The 18,707-nt window shown below is 65.3% G+C and carries 15 protein-coding genes; 7 read left to right on the top strand and 8 right to left on the bottom strand.

All coding sequences use genetic code 11. The annotated features are described in order from the left end of the window. Positions 1-165 precede the first annotated feature (165 nt). Positions 166-1,725: an MFS transporter gene (locus C0V82_RS11065; RefSeq protein WP_199772398.1), complete on the bottom strand. Its 1,560-nt coding sequence runs from the start codon at positions 1,723-1,725 to the stop codon at positions 166-168. Between the two features lie 381 nt (positions 1,726-2,106). Between C0V82_RS11065 and C0V82_RS11060 the strand changes: the two genes are divergently transcribed. Further along, a complete protein-coding gene (locus tag C0V82_RS11060; protein ID WP_054170494.1) occupies positions 2,107-2,703 on the top strand; it encodes an outer membrane protein in 597 nt (198 codons plus the stop codon). 463 nt (positions 2,704-3,166) lie between these two features. On the opposite strand, the gene C0V82_RS11055 is transcribed toward C0V82_RS11060, so the two are convergent. The 3 genes from C0V82_RS11055 to C0V82_RS11045 are packed head-to-tail and all read right to left on the bottom strand — an operon-like array spanning position 3,167 to position 5,001. Then, positions 3,167-3,838, bottom strand: coding sequence for an MBL fold metallo-hydrolase (locus tag C0V82_RS11055; RefSeq protein WP_102112395.1), 672 nt, complete (start codon positions 3,836-3,838; stop codon positions 3,167-3,169). Between the two features lie 7 nt (positions 3,839-3,845). Continuing rightward, positions 3,846-4,445 carry a DUF3052 family protein gene (locus C0V82_RS11050; protein WP_102112394.1) on the bottom strand — a complete coding sequence of 200 codons (600 nt, stop codon included), beginning with the start codon at positions 4,443-4,445 and terminating at the stop codon, positions 3,846-3,848. A 4-nt stretch (positions 4,446-4,449) separates the two neighbouring features. Beyond that, the gene (locus C0V82_RS11045; protein ID WP_102112393.1) at positions 4,450-5,001 is read right to left on the bottom strand and encodes a gamma-glutamylcyclotransferase; all 552 of its coding nucleotides are present in this window, start codon (positions 4,999-5,001) and stop codon (positions 4,450-4,452) included. Between the two features lie 76 nt (positions 5,002-5,077). On the opposite strand from C0V82_RS11045, the gene C0V82_RS11040 reads away from it, so the two are divergent. After that, entirely contained in the window at positions 5,078-6,115 is a 1,038-nt protein-coding gene (locus C0V82_RS11040) for a DUF2125 domain-containing protein (protein ID WP_102112392.1), read from the top strand. A gap of 8 nt (positions 6,116-6,123) precedes the next feature. On the opposite strand, the gene C0V82_RS11035 is transcribed toward C0V82_RS11040, so the two are convergent. The 4 genes from C0V82_RS11035 to C0V82_RS11020 form a co-directional block, all read right to left on the bottom strand. Next, complete coding sequence (locus C0V82_RS11035; RefSeq protein ID WP_102112391.1) at positions 6,124-9,480, bottom strand: SIS domain-containing protein; 3,357 nt, start codon at positions 9,478-9,480, stop codon at positions 6,124-6,126. Between the two features lie 142 nt (positions 9,481-9,622). Then, positions 9,623-10,009 (bottom strand): VOC family protein, encoded by a 387-nt coding sequence (locus tag C0V82_RS11030; RefSeq protein WP_102112390.1) that lies wholly within the window; start codon positions 10,007-10,009, stop codon positions 9,623-9,625. 4 nt (positions 10,010-10,013) lie between these two features. After that, positions 10,014-10,859 (bottom strand): 2,3,4,5-tetrahydropyridine-2,6-dicarboxylate N-succinyltransferase, encoded by an 846-nt coding sequence (gene dapD, locus C0V82_RS11025; protein WP_102112389.1) that lies wholly within the window; start codon positions 10,857-10,859, stop codon positions 10,014-10,016. A gap of 123 nt (positions 10,860-10,982) precedes the next feature. Beyond that, the gene (locus tag C0V82_RS11020) at positions 10,983-11,714 is read right to left on the bottom strand and encodes a pyrimidine 5'-nucleotidase (RefSeq protein ID WP_102112388.1); all 732 of its coding nucleotides are present in this window, start codon (positions 11,712-11,714) and stop codon (positions 10,983-10,985) included. Positions 11,715-11,824: 110 nt separating this feature from the next. Between C0V82_RS11020 and C0V82_RS11015 the strand changes: the two genes are divergently transcribed. The 5 genes from C0V82_RS11015 to C0V82_RS10995 all read left to right on the top strand — a co-directional run bounded on the left by C0V82_RS11015 (position 11,825) and on the right by C0V82_RS10995 (position 18,707). Beyond that, positions 11,825-13,480, top strand: a complete 1,656-nt coding sequence (locus C0V82_RS11015) for a sensor domain-containing diguanylate cyclase (RefSeq protein ID WP_245924066.1) — start codon at positions 11,825-11,827, stop codon at positions 13,478-13,480. A 20-nt stretch (positions 13,481-13,500) separates the two neighbouring features. Then, complete coding sequence (locus tag C0V82_RS11010; RefSeq protein ID WP_102112387.1) at positions 13,501-14,781, top strand: DUF2336 domain-containing protein; 1,281 nt, start codon at positions 13,501-13,503, stop codon at positions 14,779-14,781. Positions 14,782-14,785: 4 nt separating this feature from the next. Continuing rightward, positions 14,786-16,072, top strand: a complete 1,287-nt coding sequence (locus C0V82_RS11005; RefSeq protein ID WP_102112386.1) for a CCA tRNA nucleotidyltransferase — start codon at positions 14,786-14,788, stop codon at positions 16,070-16,072. 97 nt (positions 16,073-16,169) lie between these two features. Then, a complete protein-coding gene (locus C0V82_RS11000; RefSeq protein ID WP_102112385.1) occupies positions 16,170-18,143 on the top strand; it encodes a methyl-accepting chemotaxis protein in 1,974 nt (657 codons plus the stop codon). 12 nt (positions 18,144-18,155) lie between these two features. Continuing rightward, the gene (locus C0V82_RS10995; RefSeq protein WP_102112384.1) at positions 18,156-18,707 is read left to right on the top strand and encodes a DUF924 family protein; all 552 of its coding nucleotides are present in this window, start codon (positions 18,156-18,158) and stop codon (positions 18,705-18,707) included.

The following is an 18,707-nucleotide window of genomic DNA, read 5'->3' as shown; positions in this document are numbered from 1 at the left end:
CGGCTGCGGCATCCTGCGGGCAACAAGAAGAGTGTCCGCAACGGCCAACCCGTCACGTCTGAACCTTCCCTTGGTGCCCGGACTATAGAAGCCGCTGTGTCCCATGCCAATCTTTACGAAGGATGGGCTGGAATGGATCACAGGCAAGTCTGTGCCATCGCAAATTTATTTGTGGGACACTTGCTCCAGTTCCCGCAGGTCGCGTCCCCGCGTTTCCCGCCCCAGCACGGCGATCAGGGCCAGGGCCCCCAGGGTCGGTACCGCAATCAGGGCGGCGGCAATGCCGAAGGCCGGAACGGCGGCGGCCACGGACAATCCCTGCGCCATCAACCCGCCCAGCTTGCTGCACCCCGCCACCCACCCGGTGGCCCGCGCCCGCACCCGCAGCGGATAATTCTCCGCCGTGTAGGGCAGCAGGATGGAGATAACGCCCGACGATCCGACAATGACGAAGGTCAGCGCCAGAAGCGGGCTTTCACCCGGCGTGCGCAGCAGAAACAGCAGCAGCCCGCCGGCCATCATGGCCACCATCAGCACCAGCGACCATTTCGAGCTCCACCGCGCATAAAGGAAGGTGGCCACGGCGACGACAGGGATGGAGATGAGGGTGGATTTGGCGATCAGGCCGCTGGCCGCTGCCACGCTCAACCCTTCCTCCACCAGCGTGCCGGGCAGCCAGAGCAGCAGGCCGAAATTTACCAGCCCCCAGGCCAGCGCACCCAGGGTGAGGGCCGCCGTCAGGCCCAGGTACCGGCCCTGCGCGGGCGGGGTATGGGTGTGATCCTCTGCCGCTGCCACTTCCTCTTCCGTGGCCTTGTGGGCTACGGCACCGAACCGGGCCAGCATGGCGCGCGCTTCCGCCCCCCGGCCCATCTGCTGCAGGAACCGCGCACTTTCCGGCAGAAGCGGGCTCATCGCCACCAGTAGAAGGCCGGTGGGCAGGTTCAGGAACCACATGATCCGCCAGCTATAGACCGGTTGCAGCAGTTCCGACAGGAAGGAGGCCGCGAAATAGCCGCCGACAGCGCCGATGCCGCCGATCAGCACCAGCATCCAGCCGCGATGGCGCGTGGGCATGATCTCGGCCAGCAACGCATAGGCCACGGGCAGCATGCCGCCGGCGCCGGCCCCCATCAGCAGGCACATGAAGACGTTCCACCAGAAATCCGGCATGGCCCCGCAGATGGACGTGCCGATGAAGACGATGGAGGACAGAAGGATGGCGGCCCGCCGCCCGTAAATATCGGCCAGCGCCCCCCAGATGAAGGAGCCGATGACGGTGCCCGTCAATGCCGCCAGCGGCAGCCAGGCCACCATAGCGCGGTCCACCTGATACTCGGCCCGCATGCCGGGCGTGACGAAGCCCAGGCTGGCCGGCTTCATGATGTCGATGATCAGGGCCAGGGCCAGCAGGCCCGCCATGCCCCAATGCGCCCGCGTCAATGGGGCGTCTTCGGGTGGGGCGATGGTTTCGATGATGCGTTGATGCCGGGGCAGTTGCTTGGGCAGAAGGCCGAAGGCCGCCAGCCCGATCCCCACCACGATCAGGGCCATGCCCCAGTACATCTCCGCATCCATGGGCATGCCGACCAGGACATAGCCCATGTCGGCACCCATCAGATACATGGGGATGTGCAGCACGACGCCGGCCGTCACCACGGCGCAGCCCAACCAGAAAACCAGCGCGTTGCGCCGGCCGCCGACGGCGGAAAGGGTCGTGGACAATTGATTTCCCCCAATATCCGGCAAAACCCGGCCCCCGCCGGTCCCGCCCCATATCCCAGGCCGATATAGGGCAGGTTTCCAATCGGCGAAAGCGGAATCGTTGATACCGCTTTATCGGCGCTGATGGGGGCTGGGGGACATGCGTTCAAGACGGAGGTGCGGATGGCCGCCATCAATCAACTGCATGGCTTCTGTGATGAATCGCACATCGAACGTCGTTCAAAATCCGCTACACAGTCCTCACCGCGATGATGAATGACGGTTTCGAACAAGAAATCGCCACAATCGCAATAACGAGTGAGCCAAATGGTCCTCAAGGAAGCGCTAAACATTGGCGCCACAGATGAACTGTGCCTTGTGGTACCACATATGGAGAGAAAAATGTCGCGTATTGCTTCTGCCCTGCTTGGTGGTGTTGCACTGGTCGCCGTTGGCGCCGCTCCGTCGCTGGCGCAGTCGCCCTTCGACGGTGCCTATGTCGGTGCCTTCACCGGCTACACGGACAATAATGCTTCCGCTGCTTCCGGTGCCGCCCGCGCCGATATCGACAGTGACGGCTGGCTGTATGGTGCCTATGCCGGCTACGGCAAGACCTTCGATCAGTTCTACTTCGGTGCCGAAGCCGAAATCGGCTCGGCCAGCCTGTCGGGCAATGCCGGCACGGTCGCCGGTCTGCCGACCAAGCTGGACGCCAATGAGAGCTGGGGTCTGTCGGCCCGTGCCGGTTACCTGCTGAATGACAGCACCCTGCTCTATGCCCGCGCCGGCTGGCAGCGCACCAATTACGACGTCACCGTCGGCACCGGTGCGACCCAGGTGAAGGCCAGCGATAACCTGGACGGCTATCGTCTGGGCGGCGGTCTGGAATATGCCGTGACCGACAATGTCCTGGTCCGGACCGAATACAACTACGTCAACTACGACAACACCAACTTCCGTGAGAACCAGGTGCGCGTGGGCGTTGCCTACCGCTTCTAAGGTTTTCAGGAAGCGCTTCCCCCATCCCGGTCCGCAGCCCCACAGCGGCCGGGATGGTTGGCGGGCCTGAATCCGCCCTCATGACAGGCCCGCCCTCGTCGCCCCCGGCACCGCCCCAACGGTGCCGGGGGCTTCGCGTTTCGGGGTCTGGTTTATCTTTTTTGAGCAGAGTTCAAAAACTTTCTCGACTGTGATAAAAATCACTTTGAACATCGTTCAGGTCGCGCTAAAGGTGCTGTCAGGAGCAGCCAGCAGAGGTGCCGCACCGGCCCGGACCCAGCTCGATTTTGACAGGGGGTAAGGGATGATCGGATGTGGGGCCGCGTTCTGTCTATCGAACTGCTTCTGACCTTTTCCCCCCGGCTGGCGGCCCCACGACAGCCGGGATGGGTGCGGGCCTGTCGCCCTCATGCGGGCCTGCTTGTCCCCCCGGCATTGTCCCCACAATGCCGGGGGTTCCTTTTCAGCGCTTTCCGGCCACGGCGCGGTCACCGACATAGGGATTGCTCTGCCGCTCACGACCAAAGGTGGACAGGCCGCCATGGCCTGGCAGGAAGGTGATGTCGTCACCCAAGGGGAACAGCTTTTCCCGGCAGGACCGCACCAGATCCTCCAGATTACCGCCGGGAAAGTCGGTGCGTCCGATCGATCCTTCAAAAATCACGTCGCCGACAATGGCGAATCGCGACGGTTCGTGGAAGAACACGACATGGCCCGGCGTGTGGCCGGGGCAATGCAGCACCTGCAGGGTCAGGTCACCGACCGTGACCGTGTCGCCATCGACCAGCCAACGGTCGGGCGTGAAGGGCCGGGAATAGGGCATGCCGTAACCGGCCCCATGTTCCCTCAACGCGATGATCCAGTAATTATCCTCAATGGCCGGGCCTTCCACCGGGACCTTCAGCAGGTCCTTCAGGTCGGCCACGGCGGCGGCATGGTCGACATGGCCGTGGGTCACCAGGATGCGTTCGACCGTCAGCCCGTTTTGCGCCACGGCCTTACGGATTTCCTCCACCCCGCCGCCGGGATCGATCACGGCGGCGCGCAGGGTCTTGGTGCACCAGATGATGGAGCAATTCTGCTGGAACGGCGTGACCGGGATGATCACAGCCTTCATAGGGGGTGTCGCACTCATCCCTGTCTCACGCCTTCCGTCGCACGAATTTCAATGCCGTATGCGTGGGTGACACCGCACATACCTTGTTGTCAACCAGCCCGGCACCGCGCCCGGCGGTGAACACATCCTCCTGGGTCATGTCGCGCCGCCCCTTGGGATAGATGATCCACAAGCCGGATTTGAGACCCAAGCCGGGGGCAATGGCAGACACCGCGTCAAGATCAGCGACGGCATCGGCCACCAGCAGGATCAGGTCGGCATCATCACCGGCATCGCCCGTCACCCCACCGCGCGACAGTTCAGCGGCCAGAACGGGGTCGGGCGGCTGTCCGCGCAGGGCGATACGCTGCCCGGCCTTGACGCCCAATTTGTCCAGCACAGTCTTGGGATTTTGGATACGGTGCAGCCAATCGGCGGCCTTGGCCGCACCCAGCGCCAGGGACAGGGTGCCATCGGGCGTGGTCAGCACCAGATCATCGCCGGCAACATTGGCCCCCGTCAGGTCGGCCAGCATCAGTTTCACCCGTGTCTCACCCCGCAGCAGCAGGTGGTCGCCTTCCAGCATGGCCTTGCCATGACTGGTGGTACCGTTCCAGGTGGCGGTGATGGTGGCCTCTTGTCCCATGGCTTTACACCCTTGCTGCCAGTTCACCCAAACCCCGGTCGCGGATGCCCAGTTCGGCCAGATGGTCGATCAGGCTGGTCAGGTAATCGACATTACGGCCCGACTGCCCCACCCCCTGACGGATCAGGGCGGCGGTGCCATCCAGACCCAGGCTGCCACAATATTGCGGGTGGTCGGGATCGGCGGTGAAGGTCAGGGCCTGCACATCGCCCTCCGCCGTCTTCACCCGCAGCCGGCGCGGGATATAGACGCGGTAGGCCATTTCCCGTTGCCAGAGATAATCCAGCACGCCGGGCACCGCATCGGCAGCGACCCGATAGACGCGGCCCCGGCAGGACCCGCCCCGGTCCAGACCCAGCACGGCACCGGGCCGTTCGGGCGTGCCCCGATGTTGATGGCTGTAGATGCAGAAGCCACGATGGTAGCCACGCAGCAGCGCTTCACGCTGTTCCACAAAGGCGAATCCCGGATTCCACATCAGCGAACCATAGGCAAAGACCCACAGGTCGGTGCCGGGCGGGTGGTCGAAATCGGGGACGGGGGCGCTGTCGCTCATTCCTGGTTGCCGGCTCCATCTCGCAATCGCAAAATGGTAACGCAAGCCCGCCCCCCGTGCCAACGCGGATATCCCCATGCTGCATCGTTACCGCGCCCTGTTCCTGGCCCTTTCCGTCGCCATCCTGCTGCTGCTGGCCTATACGGCCTGGTGGTCGACGCTGGCCTGGCGGGTACGCACGGCCCTGGCCGACGCCCCGGCCAAGGCGATGGCGGAAAAGGGGGTGATGCTGGACCTGCGTGATGCGGTGGTGGGAGGTTTCCCGCTGACGCTCACCGTGGAGCTATCTGGTGCGCGGGCGCAATGGCCCAGCGGGACTGTGCTGGAAACCGGCGCGGTGACAGCCAGCGCCTTTGCCTGGGCACCTATGGATGTCACCCTGTCCTCCACGGCACCGGTACGCCTCAATCTGGCGGGATCGGCCCGGCATGATCCTATGACCGGCAGCGCTGGCCGTATGGTGGTGGAGGCCAGCCTGGGCCTGAATGGCAAGCCCAAGCAGGTGAAGGCGACGTTTCTGTCGGTGATGGCTGGATTGGAAGGCGGGAACAGCCCGTTGAAGGCCGATGACCTGACCCTGACCTGGACCGCCCCGTCCCAGCCGCCCACCGGACCCACCGACAGCCAGGGTCAGACCAGTCTGGTCATCTCCGGCCTGGACCTGCCCGGCGCGGTGCCAGCGCCTTTGCAGCAGCGTATTGATCAGGTGGCCCTGTCTTATGAACCGCGCGGTCCCTTGCCCACCAAACCCAGCGTGGAGGGGATGACGGCGTGGCGTGATGGCGGCGGCACCCTGGATATCCGGTCCTTCCGCGTGCTGTGGAGCGGGATGGATTTGCGCGCCAACGCCACCCTGGCGCTGGACCGTGACATGCAGCCGGAAGGGGCGGGCACGGCGGAACTGTCGGGGGCGGATGCCCTGATCGACGTCATGGGTGCGCGTGGCAACATCCCGGCGGACCGGCTGGCCGTGATGAAACAGGGCCTGAAAGGCCTGACACGGCGCAGCGATGATGGGCGCGACGTCCTGTCGGTGCCCATCACCCTGCAGAACCGGCAGCTTTCCGTTGGCCCCATCGTGGTGGGGGTGATGCCGGTGGTGCCATGGAATTGAAGGGGGGATTACCCCCGCACCAGTTCCGCCGGGCTGCGGAACAGCAGGTCGCGGGGGCTGACGCGGGCGATGAAGGCGGCAAAGTCGCGGTCTTCGCCGTGCACGGCATCGTGATAGGCGTCGAACAGGTCTTCGTAGAGCTGCAATTCCTTTAGCAGGGCCGTCTTCTGCTGCAAGGACGCCTGTTCCATCAGGTCGGTATGCAGCATGGCCAGCCCCGCCACGCGCCAGTCGGCACCGGCAAAGAACGGGATCAGCACCAGATTCTCATCGGCCTTGTTCCCGGCAGAAAAGATGATGCGGCCCAGGCGAAGGGCGCGGCGCTTGCTGCCCGTGGCAGCGCGACCGCCATCATAGCCTGATGCCTTGCCCTCCGACACGCCGATGCGTGTGGTGGCGGCCAGGACCGGCACCCCGTCCTTGCCCTCACCCTTCAGGCCGTAAAGGATGCCGCCAGCAACATTGGTCAGGACCGACGAGAAGGCGATCAGGGTTTGGCGGTCTGCTTCGGCAAGCGCCTCATGCGAGACGCCCAGCGAGGTCAGCGCCGTCAGGATGGTGGGCGCAACTTCACGGGCCGGGCGGGAAATGCCGACGGTCACCGTCTTGGCTTGATGGCGGATGGTATCGACGGGACGGCTGGTTTCTTCAAACAGCTTGCGCATCAGCTCCACCCCGCCCGACAGCAGGGCGGTGCGGTTGGATGCATCGGCAGTGGCAAGCGACACCGACAGCGCCGCCAGTTGCGCCACGGCGCGCGGCGGCAGGGCCGCGTCTTGTTCGCCATCGGCCACACGGCGCAGTTCCACGGCGATGGCGTCGATGATGGGGGCCAGCGGACGGTCGCTTTCCACCAACGCCTGTTCGATGGCCACACCCAGAGCGCGGAAACCCTGTGACCGGCGGTCGATGGCGCGGGCGGCGTGGAAGCCCCAGAGATGGCCGACGACGGTCGCCAGCACGAAATCCAGCCCCGCCCCTGCGGACGGCACGCGGATCACCGCCTCGGCATAGGCATCAAAGCAGGTCTCGCCCTTGGCGGCCACCACCAGCGGCTTGCCAGCATGGGCCTTGAAGATCGCCACTTCCTTGGCGGTGTCCTGGGCCAGCAAGGGTGGCAGGTCATTGGCAATGACCAGGGTCAGCGGCTCTGTCGACAGGTCGATATGCTTCTTGTCTTCGGTGAAATCGACAGGGATCGACTTGTAGCAAAGCTCCGACAGCTTGATGCGGATCTCTTCCGCCGCGATCTTGTTGGGGCCGTTGCCGACGACCGCCCAATAGCGGTTCTGCGGCGCATAGCGTTCCGCACAGGCCGCGATCAGGTCTTCTTCGTCCAGAACTTCCTGAATGCGCGACGGCAGGCCTTCCAGGGCTACCAACTCATCATGGATCTGCGTGAGCGACAGGGTGCCCAGCGTATCGGCGATGCAGAGTGCCGTCAGCTTGCCGGCGGCCACCTGGCTGTAAAAGGCCTTGGTGCTGGCGACCGCCATTTCGATATCGCGCCCGTCGCTGGTGAACAGATGGCTGTCGGACTTGCGGACCAAGGGGCTGTTTCGGCGGTTGACGATGGCGTGAATCCAGGCGCCCGACGCGCGGGCCAGATCGACGGTGCGGTTAGTATCGGTGGTGGTGCCGGACTGGCTGATGGCAATGACGATGGCGTCGTCCAGGCGCACACCATCCAGGTCGGAGGACAGTTCCGACGCCTTGGCCGCTTCCACATGGATCGACGTGCCGGGCAGGGCCTGGCGCAGCAGATGGGCGACACCCATGCCGGCGATAGCGGCGGTGCCCTGACCGGTCACGAAAATGCGGCGGATGGCGGGTTTTGCCGGGTCGGCCAGACGGCGGCGCAATCCGGCCCAGATGCCATCGGGGCCAAGATCAAAGCTGGCGGCGCGTCCCTGGCGGGTATAGCGGCCCACCAGCGTCTTGCGCACCGAGGTAGCGCTTTCATGCACTTCCTTTTCGAAGAAATGCGCGAAATCGCCCCGGAAAATGTCGCGGCTGAAAATCTCGATGGTTTCGGGCTTAAGCTCAGTATCCACACCATCATCGATGGTGCGGGCCGTGATCGCCGGTTCGCCATCCAGGGTGGAGAGCGTCACCTGCAACCCGCCCTTTTCCACCTTGGCCATGGCGATGGAGGCGCGGGCGCGGGGGGCTAGGCCGTAATTTTCCGACGCGATGATCAGACCGTCGCGCACCTGCGCCAGGAACAGCGACTGGCCGCTGCCCTTCTGCCCGAAATAAAGCCGCTGCGGCTCCGTCGGGTGCAGCAGGCCGATGGCGACGGAGCCTTCAAATTGCCGCAGCGCCGACAGGAAACGGTCGGGCGTGTTGTTACCCGGCGTCAGGCGGAAAGCGACGGGGATGATCTTTGCATCCGTGGTCACCTGGGCCGGAACCTCATGTCCCGCCCCGCGCACCAGACCGTCCTTCAGGCCCCGGTAATTATCAATATCGCCGTTCAGCACGCACATCGTGTCGGCATCGGGTACAAGGGTCGGGGCATTGTCGCCCGCCAGCCACCCCGATTGCGGGTGGCAGTTGGGCAGGTTGATGGCCCCGTGCGAGGCCCAGCGCGTATGGGCCAGGATCGCCACCTGATCGGCCTGCAAAGCGATGGACCACAGCAAGGCGTCGGCCCGCACCTTGGCCCGCAGGGTGGCCCCGTTATCGCCCAGCTGCCCGATCAGTTGTGCGACCTTGTAAGTAAAGCGGGCGGTGGCCCCACCATCGGGCAAGGCATGGATGGTGACGGCACCATCGGCATCGAACCTATCGCGCCCGGTGGATGCCGCCAGACGGCGCCAATCCGCCATTTGTCCGTCCGAGACGGGACCGGGCAGGCGCAGTTGAACCGCCACGCCGGCACTGTCGCGCCCGCGCACCTCCAGCCGGTCCAGGTTCTCCAGAACCTGTTCGATGGACCAAGCGGTGAAATGCTGAGCCCGGGCCGGGGTCGGCACGCCCCCGATCAGCGACAGGGTGCGGTCGATATTGGCCAGCACCTCGTTGCGCAGCTGCCAGCCATAATCGCGCAGGCGCTCGGCGGTGCGTTCGGCGGCGGGGTCGCGGGCGATGGGGCTGGCCTTCAACTCGGCCTCCAGCCCCTCAACCCGGCTGGCGGCCTGGGTCAGGCGGTCGCGCAGGTCGGCGCGTTCGACCAGGGCCAGATGCGTGGCAAAGGCCATCAGGTCGTCAAATCGGGCATGCAACTGGTCCAGCACGGCATCAATGCCGGCCAAGTGGCCGATCCCGGCATCGCGCAGCGCATCGGCCAGCAAGGCGATCCAGGAAACGTCGTTATCCCGATGCCAGGTCAGGTTCGACAGGAAACCCGCAATGCCGCACATGTCCAAAATCCCTTTGTAAAGATACGCCGCCTTGATACCCCGAGGCCCCCGCCCGGTGCAAATAATGTGCATGAACTTTGAAAGGGGCGGAATTGCGGTGGTGAAGATACCGGGGGTCGGAAAGCGGATAGTGCGCGTGGCCTTAACGCAGTTGAAGCAGGTCCCACTTGTTCCCATAAAGATCCCGGAACACGGCGACGCTGCCATAGGCCTCGTGTCGCGGTTCCTCCAGGAACTCTACCCCCGCCGCCACCATCGCTTCATGGTCGCGGGCGAAATTGTCGGTATGCAGGAACAGGAAGACGCGCCCGCCGGCCTGATGGCCGACCTGCGCCTCCTGTTCCGGCCCCACCGCCTGGGCCAGCAGCAGACGGGTTTCCATGGCCCCCTTGGGTGCCATCAAAACCCAGCGTTTGCCGCCGCCAAGGTCGGTATCGCTGATCAGTGTGAACCCCGCCCGGTCTCGGTACCAGGCGATGGCTTCGTCATAATCCCGCACCAGCAGGGTCAGGGCGCCGATGGCGGGCATCTGATCAGTCGCGCAGAAGGTCGTTGATGGAGGTCTTGGACCGGGTCTGCGCATCCACGCGCTTCACGATCACGGCGCAGGACAGCGACGGGCCGGGGCTGCCGTCGGGCAGCGCCTTGCCCGGCAGGCTGCCGGGGACGACGACGGAATAGGCAGGCACGCGGCCCACGAACACCTCGCCCGTGGTGCGGTCGATGATCTTAGTGGTGGCGCTGATGAACACGCCCATGGACAGGACCGCACCCTGTTCCACGATCACGCCTTCCACCACTTCCGACCGGGCGCCGATGAAGCAATCATCCTCGATGATGACAGGGCCGGCCTGCAGCGGCTCCAGCACGCCGCCGATGCCGACGCCGCCCGACAGGTGCACGTTCTTGCCAATCTGGGCGCAGGAACCAACCGTGGCCCAGGTGTCGACCATGGTGCCCTTATCGACAAAGGCGCCGACATTGACGAAGCTGGGCATCAGCACCACGCCGGGGGCGATATAGGCACTGCGGCGCACCACACTGCCCGGCACGGCGCGGAAACCGGCCTGACGCCAGCCCGCCTCGTCCCAGCCATCGAACTTCGACGGGACCTTGTCCCACCAGCTGGCCCCGCCCGGCGCGCCCGAGATCATGGCATTGTCATTCAGGCGGAAGGACAGCAGCACGGCCTTCTTCAGCCACTGGTTCACGACCCAGGACCCGTCCAGCTTTTCCGCCACCCGCGCCTCACCGCCATCTAGCAGCGACAGGGCCTTGTTGACGGCGTCGCGCACGTCACCGGTGGTGGAAAAACCCAGGTTGGCACGGTCTTCCCAGGCCTGGTCGATGGTGCGGGCGAGATCGGCGAAGCTGCTCATCGCTGGTGGTCCTGATGTTCAGTTTAGGAAGGATCGGCGGGGACTTTGGGGGTGGGCACAGTGGGTGTCAACGAAGCCTCAAGCAAGGCGCCCATGCCCGCACGATCGTTCGCGAAAACACCCTTACCGCAGATGCGCCGTGATCTCGGCCAGCCATGCCTCCACATCGGCGATGACATGGTGCACATGGTCGCCGGGATGGGCATGGGCGCTGGGATCGGGGTGGGAATATTCGCTGTCGGTGCGCACCCAAACGGTCGTCATGCCGGCGGCGGCGGCCGGCAGCAGATTGCGGTGCAGATCTTCCACCATGGCGGCACGGGCGGGATTGATCCCGAAGCGCCGGATCATGGTGGCATAGGGGGCCGGGTCTGGCTTGGGCACGTAATCGGCGGCCACGATGTCGAAGATGCCATCGAAATGGTCCGCCACACCCAGCCTTGCCATCACATTCTCGGCATGGCGCACCGACCCGTTGGTGAAGATCACCTTGCGACCCGGCAGCGCCTTCAACGCGTCAGCCAGCAAGGGCGATGGGGCCACGGGCGTCACGTCGATATCATGGACATAGGCCAGGAACGGTGCCGGGTCCATGCCATGGTCGATCATCATCCCGCGCAGTGAGGTGCCGTGCAGCCGGTAATATTCCTTCTGCTTCAACCGCGCTGCCTCCCGCTCCATGCCCAACGCCTGGGCGATGTAATCGGTGATGCGCACATCGACCTGGGCGAACAGGTTGCAATGGGCCGGGTACAGCGTGTTGTCCAGGTCGAAGACCCAATGGTCGACATGGCCAAAACGGTCGGCAAGGGGAGCAGCCAGCGGGGTGGTGGCGGTCTGATAAGCGTTTGTCATGATTGTAACATGATCAACCGCTGATCTGACCGCAAGGGCAATGGACCGCAAGGCTCCGGTGCGTTACCACTGGATCAGCGAGAATTGGTTACCACGGGAGCGCCCCGGCCTTGTCATCCACCCCCGGCCCTGCCGATGCCATTGATATTGTGGCCCTGCCTGCCCTGCTGGAGGGCTGGCCCGGTCCCGGCCTGACGCTGGACGGGCAGGGGCAACCCCTGGCGTTGAATGCCGGTGCACGGCAGTTGGCAGACCGGCATGATGGCTGGCTGATTGAATTGGGCCGATGGGCAGCGTCCGGCGGGCCCTTGTCGGAACCGCACCGGTCGGTGCCAGTGGAAACGGGCAGCGGGCCGGGTGTTGTGGAATTCACCACCGTCCTTTTGTCCGATGGCGGCGTGCTGTGCCTGGGCCGCGAAGTGACGCTGGAACGCCGCCTGCGCCACGCCCTGACCGAAAGCCGGCAGCGTTACAAGGATCTGGTTGATATCTCGTCCGACTTCGCCTGGGAAGTGGGGCCGGACGGGCGGTTTGTCTTCGTGTCGGCGGCAGGCGCCATCGGCTATCACCCCGATGATCTGATTGGGCGGCACCCGTCGGAATTCGTGCTGGGCGATTTCGCGGATCAGCCGCTGCCCTTCGATACCGCTGTCGGGATTGAACGGACCGAGGTCTGGCTGCGGGCCAAGGATGGGGAGGCGGCTTGCCTCATCTCCTCTGCCGTGCCCCTGGTCGGGCCGCAGGGGGACTGGATCGGCGCGCGCGGTGCCTGCCGCGACATTACCGAGGCGCGGGTGAAGGGCATGGAGCTGGCCCAGGTCCGTCTGCGTGAAAAATATCTGGGCTATATCGTCTCCTCCACCCGCGACGACGTGGACCCGGGCAAGACGCTGGAGATCGCGGTCGGCGTGGCCGTTAACGCGACCGGGGCCGGCGGCGCGCGGCTGTACGCCCGCACCGGTGACGCCTTCGCGGAGGCTGCGGCGCAATTGGCCATGGCACCCGATATTGTGGAGGCCATCCCCCCCTTCCTGGAGCAGGTGGCCGAACAGGCTGAACCGATCACGGCATCGGTGAATGGCTATCGCTTGCTGGCCACCCGCACCCTGTTCCGGCACGAGGTGAATGGCGCCATCCTGGTCTGGCGCGGTGATGGGCTGGACTGGAGCGAGGATGATTTCTCGATGATCCAGGCCATCGCCGACCAGGTGGGTGTGGCCGTGGCCCAGGCCCGCTACCAGGAACGGTTGAAGACCCTGTCGGAGCGCGATGGACTTACCGGCCTTTACAATCGTCGTACTTTCATGGAGCTGCTGGAAAGCCGTCTGGACAAGCAGACAGGGGGCGGGTCTGCCCTGCTTTACTTCGATCTCGACAATTTCAAGGCTGTGAACGACAAGCTGGGCCATGGGGCGGGCGATGATGTGCTGCGCGCCGTGGGTGAGTTGCTGGGCACGCTGGCCCGGCCCAGCGACCTTTGCGGTCGTCTCGGCGGGGATGAATTCGTGCTGTGGATCGACCGCGTGGACGAAGCACAATCCGTCGCCGTGGCCGATCGCCTGCTGCGCGAAGCCGCGGAATTCCTGCGTCCCCTGTCGGCCTCACCCGAAAAGCCCCTCGGCGTCTCGGTGGGGGTCGCGGTCTATCGCGGTGGCTCGGGCGAGCTGGCACAGGGCCTTGTCGACCGGGGTGACCAGGGTATGTATGCTGCCAAACGCATGGGCAAGGGCCATCGCGCCCTGTCCCCGGCCTTCACGGCTGATTGAGAACGGGATACGGTTCTTAAATGAAAGGTTCCACCCCCACCTCGCCGCTGGATTACGATACCGCCAAAAAGCTGGCGGCCAGCGATGACGCCGGACAGCGCCGGATGGTGGCGTCACGCGCCGATACCAAGCCGGAACTCCTGTTCTATCTGGCCAATGACGAAAGTGCCGAGGTGCGGCGCGAGATTGCGCGCAACAATGCCACGCCGCGTCAGGCCGACCTGCTGCTTTGCGGCGACCCGGACGAGGAGGTGCGGTCGGGTCTGGCGCGCAAGATCGCGCTGCTGGTGCCCACCCTGCCCGCCGACCGGGTGGGACAGCTTGAACGCATGACTATGGACATTGTGGAGGCATTGGCCAAGGACCAGGCCTCCGCCGTGCGCCGCGTCGTGGCCGAAACCCTGAAGGATCAGCCGGGCGCGCCGCCGCACCTGATCCAGCAACTGGCCCGCGACCTGGAACTGTCGGTATCGGGTCCCGTTCTGCGCTTCTCGCCCTTGCTGACCGATGACGACCTGCTGTCGATCATCGGCAGCCAGCCCATGGATGGCAAGCTGGTGGCGATTGCCCAGCGTGCCGGCCTGTCGGGCGGCGTGTCGGAGGCCGTGGCCCGCACACAGTCGGAAGCGGCAGTGGCGGCCTTGCTGGGCAACGAGTCGGCCCAGATCCGGGAAGAGACACTGGACCGTATCATCGACATGGCGCCCCGGTTCGAACCCTGGCACGGCCCGCTGGTCCGCCGCCCGGCCCTGCCACCCAAGGCGGCGGCCCGTATCGTGGGCTTCGTCAGCGAACAGCTGATGCGCGTGCTGGAAAACCGCACCGACCTGCCGCCTGATGTGCGGGCGGCCGTGCGCAGCGCGGTGCAGGAACGCGCCCGCAACGCCAATAAAGGCGGTGGGGCGGAACCGCTGGGCATTGGCGATGACGCGCCGGAGGAAGCGCCCAAGGAGCGCCCCATGGACCGGGCGCGCAAGGCCCATGCCGCCGGTAAGCTGGACGAGGATATGGTGGCCGCTGCCCTGACCCAGGGCGACCGCGCCTTCGTCCTGGCCTCGCTGTCGGTGCGCGGTAATGTGCCCATCGACGCGGTGGACAAGATTATCGGCGGACAGAGCGCGCGCGGTGTGACGGCTTTGTGCTGGCGGGCCAAGCTGTCCATGCGCCTGTGCCGGCAAATACAGCTGCGGGTGGCAAACATTCCGCCGACATCGGTGTTGAATGCACGGGAAGGCACCCATTACCCGATGTCGGACAGCGAGATGAACTGGCAGCTTGAATTCTTCGGACTGAAGGCATGAGGCCATGAACGCCGCCGCTGACCCGGATACGGCCCCGCCGACCCATCCCGGCCCCGTCGGCCTGATGTCGGGTACGGCGGCCCGCCGGGTCATGCAGTCGCTGATGCGTACGGGGCAGGAGGCGCGGTTCATTGGCGGCTGCGTGCGGGATGCGTTCCTGGGTATCCAGGCCGCCGATATCGACATCGCCACACCGCTTGTGCCGGAAGAAGTGACGCGCCGCCTGCGCCAGGACGGTATCCGCGTCATCCCCACCGGCATTGAGCATGGCACCGTCACCGCCCTGACGGAGGGATCGTCGTTCGAGATCACGACGCTGCGCCGTGATGTCGAAACCGATGGGCGGCGCGCGGTCGTGTCCTTCACCGATGACTGGCTGGAAGATGCCAGCCGCCGCGATTTCACCTTCAACGCCATGTCGCTGACCCCGGAGGGGGAGCTTTACGATCCGTTCGACGGGGTGCGCGACCTGAAGGCCGGCCGCGTGCGCTTCATTGGTCAGGCGCGGGAACGGATTGCCGAGGATGTGCTACGCATCCTGCGCTTCTTCCGTTTTCATGCCCGGTTCGGCCAGGGGCGGCCCGACCCCGATGCCCTGGCCGCCTGTGCCACCCTGGCGCCGCTGCTGCCATCCCTGTCGGGCGAACGGGTGCAGCAAGAGGTGATGCGTATCCTGGCCCAGGACCGGATGGTGGAGGTCTGGCGCCTGATGATCGATTGCGGGGTAGTGGCGCAGACCCTGCCGCATGCCACCAATGTCACGCGGCTGGCCGCACTCGACCGGCTGGAATGGCTGGTGGGAGAGGCGCATCCCATGGCGCATCTGGCGGCCTTGCTGCCATCGGGCCTGTCGGCGGCGGCGGACACGGCGGAACGGATGCGCCTGTCGAATGCCAACCGTGACTATCTCCTGTCGCTCTGCGCCCCGCCAGTCGATGTGCATCCCGACCTGACGGTCACCAGCCGCCGCCATGCCTTGCAGAAACTGGGGCCGGAAACCTACCGCGACCTGTTGCTGCTGGCCGCCGCGACGCGGGGAACACCTGCTGTGGAGCTGCTGGAGGCACTGGCGGAGGCGGCGACCTGGATCGTGGTGCCCTTCCCCCTGAAGGGCCGCGACCTGCTGGAAATGGGCGTGCCGCCCGGACCGGAGGTGGGGGTGATGCTGGCATCGCTGGAAGGGTGGTGGGCGGCCCGTGATTATCGTCCGACGCGAGAGGATTGCCTGACCGAATTGTCACGCCGTCTGGCCGACCGGCAGCGCGATCAAGCGTCGCCTGCAAAACCATAAGGTAATCTAACCCTTTGGTAGCAAGCCGGACCTCCCCATCCAGGCTATAAGTTCAAAGGGCCGGCGGAAACCGCCGGATCGGGGACTGGGGGCAGTGATGAAATTGTCGATCAAGGCGACCTTGCTGGCCGTGCTGGCCATGCTGGGTTTGTTGATGCTGGCCAATGGCTTTGTTTCCTGGCGTGCACTGAACGTGTCCCAGGCTGATCTTCAGGAAATTTATAATGGCCGCGTGGTGCCGCAGCGGGAGTTGAAGATCATTGCCGACGCCTATGCCGTTTCCATTGTCGATGCCTCGCATAAGGTGCGAAACGGCAATGTCGGTTGGGATGAAGGCTTGGCATCCGTTCGTAAGGCGCAGGCCGATATTGCCACCGCCTGGAAAGGGTTCAGCGCTGTTCCCCACCCGGACCCCAAGGAAACCGCCCAGATCAAGTCCGCGCATGAGGCGCTGACCAGGGCTGACAAGGTGGTGGGCGACCTGATCACCATCCTGGCGGCAAAAGATGCGGCGGCCCTGGACCAGTTCGTGAAGGAACGGCTTTATCAGAGCATCGATCCCGTGTCCGGTGACATCTCAAACCTGATCGACACCGGCGTGGGCAAGGCCGGCGGTCTTTATGACCATGCGGATGCCGCTGCGGACCGTGCCGTGCTGCTGGCTGAACTGATGCTTCTCCTGGGTGCCGCGTCCATTGTGCTGGGCGTCTGGTCGGTGCTGAACCGGGTGGTCCGGCCCATGGCGGGGCTGACTGCGACGCTGGAGGTGCTGGCGCGGGAGGATTTCACGCCGGTGGTTCCCTTCGCCGACAAGCATGACGAGATCGGGACCATGGCCCGTGCCGTGGACGTGTTGAAGCAGGGCGGGGCGGAGGCCCAGCGGCTGCGTGCCGATCAGGAACGCCAGCGGACCGAGGCCGAGCGGCAGAAGCGCGAGGCGCTGGAAGCCATGGCCCAAAAGGTGGAGGGGGAAACCCGTGCTGCCGTGGACCGGGTGGCGGGCCGCACCGGCGAAATGGATACCCATGCCAGCGCCATGGCGCAGTCGGCGGAAATGGTGTCCAACAACAGCCAGAATGTGGCCGCCGCCGCCGAACAGGCCCTGCACAATGCCGAAACCGTGGCGTCCGCCGCCGAGGAACTGTCCGCCTCCATCCGGGAGATCAGCGCCCAGGTGGCCCACAGTGCTGAGGTCAGCAAGCAGGCCGTGGAAAAGGGCAACGAGACCCAGACCACTATCGCCACCCTGTCCGATGCCGTGGCCCGGATCGGCGCCGTGGCCGGCATGATCCAGGAGATCGCGGCCCAGACCAACCTCCTGGCGCTCAACGCCACCATCGAGGCGGCGCGCGCGGGCGAGGCGGGCAAGGGCTTTGCCGTTGTGGCATCGGAGGTGAAGAATCTGGCCACCCAGACGGCCCGCGCCACGGAGGATATTGCCCAGCAGATCGCCGAGATCAACAGCGTCACCAGCCGTTCCGTCGATGCCGTGCGCGAAATCGGCCGTACCATCGAGGAAATGGACGGTATCTCCGGTGCCATCGCCGCCGCCATCGAGGAACAGGGGGCGGCGACTCAGGAGATCAGCCGTAATGTTCTGCAGGCCGCCGATGCAGCGCGTGAGGTGGCGGCCCGTATCGCCGATGTCTCCAACGAAGCGGCGGCCACGGGAGACCGGGCAGGCACCGTCCGGGTCACGGCGGCCGATGTCGCCCATTCCGTCACGGACCTGCGGTCGGTGCTGGTCCGCGTCGTCCGCACCTCCATGGCCGAGGTGGACCGCCGTCTGACGCAGCGGTTCAAGGTGGATGCGGTTGGTACTATCACCATTGATGGCAGGCGGCATGAGGTCACCGTGCGCGACCTGTCAAACGGTGGGGCGCTGCTGTCGCCGGTGGCCGGTATCAGCCGTTCGGCGCGTGGAAAGCTGTCGGTTCCGTCGCTCTCTCTCGAAATCGGTTTCCAAACCCTGGACACGGGCGAGGAAGGGCTGCATCTCTTGTTCACGATCCAGGGCGATGAACAAGCCGCCCTCGCCCAGGCGCTGCGCCGTCTGGGGGCGGCGGCGTGACGGGAGGGGCCGATGCGGGCCAGTGACATCGACGGCGTGCTGGCTTTCTGGTTCCAGGAGGCGGGACCCGCCAAATGGTTTGGTGGCGGGCCGGATTTTGATGTGCTGGTGACGCACCGGCTTCTGCCTGCGCATCTGGCCGCCGGCAATGGCGATCTGGCCGATTGGACGGAGAGCCCGGAAGGGGTGCTGGCCCTGTGCATCCTGCTGGATCAGGCACCGCGCAACATGTTCCGCGGAACGGCGCGGGCCTTTGCCACCGACCCGGTGGCCCTGGCCATCGCCACCGATGCCATTGCCCGCGAACAGGACCTGATGCTGCCAGAGGATCAGCGCCTGTTCATCTATCTGCCGTTTGAACATTCCGAACGGATCGAGGATCAGCGGCTGGCCGTGCGCCTGTTCGCCAACCGCACCCGTGACCCGGCCCTGCTGGACTATGCCTGCCGTCATCTGGCCGTGATCGCCCAATATGGCCGCTTCCCCCACCGCAACGCCATCCTGGAGCGGGAAAGCACGGAGGCGGAGCTGGCCTATCTGGCCATGCCGGGATCGGGGTTCTGA

Origin of the sequence: Niveispirillum cyanobacteriorum, assembly GCF_002868735.1 — a bacterium.
Lineage (GTDB): Bacteria > Pseudomonadota > Alphaproteobacteria > Azospirillales > Azospirillaceae > Niveispirillum > Niveispirillum cyanobacteriorum.
The sequence above is the reverse complement of the archived record's forward strand: the minus strand, read 5'-3'. Positions and strand labels throughout refer to the sequence as shown.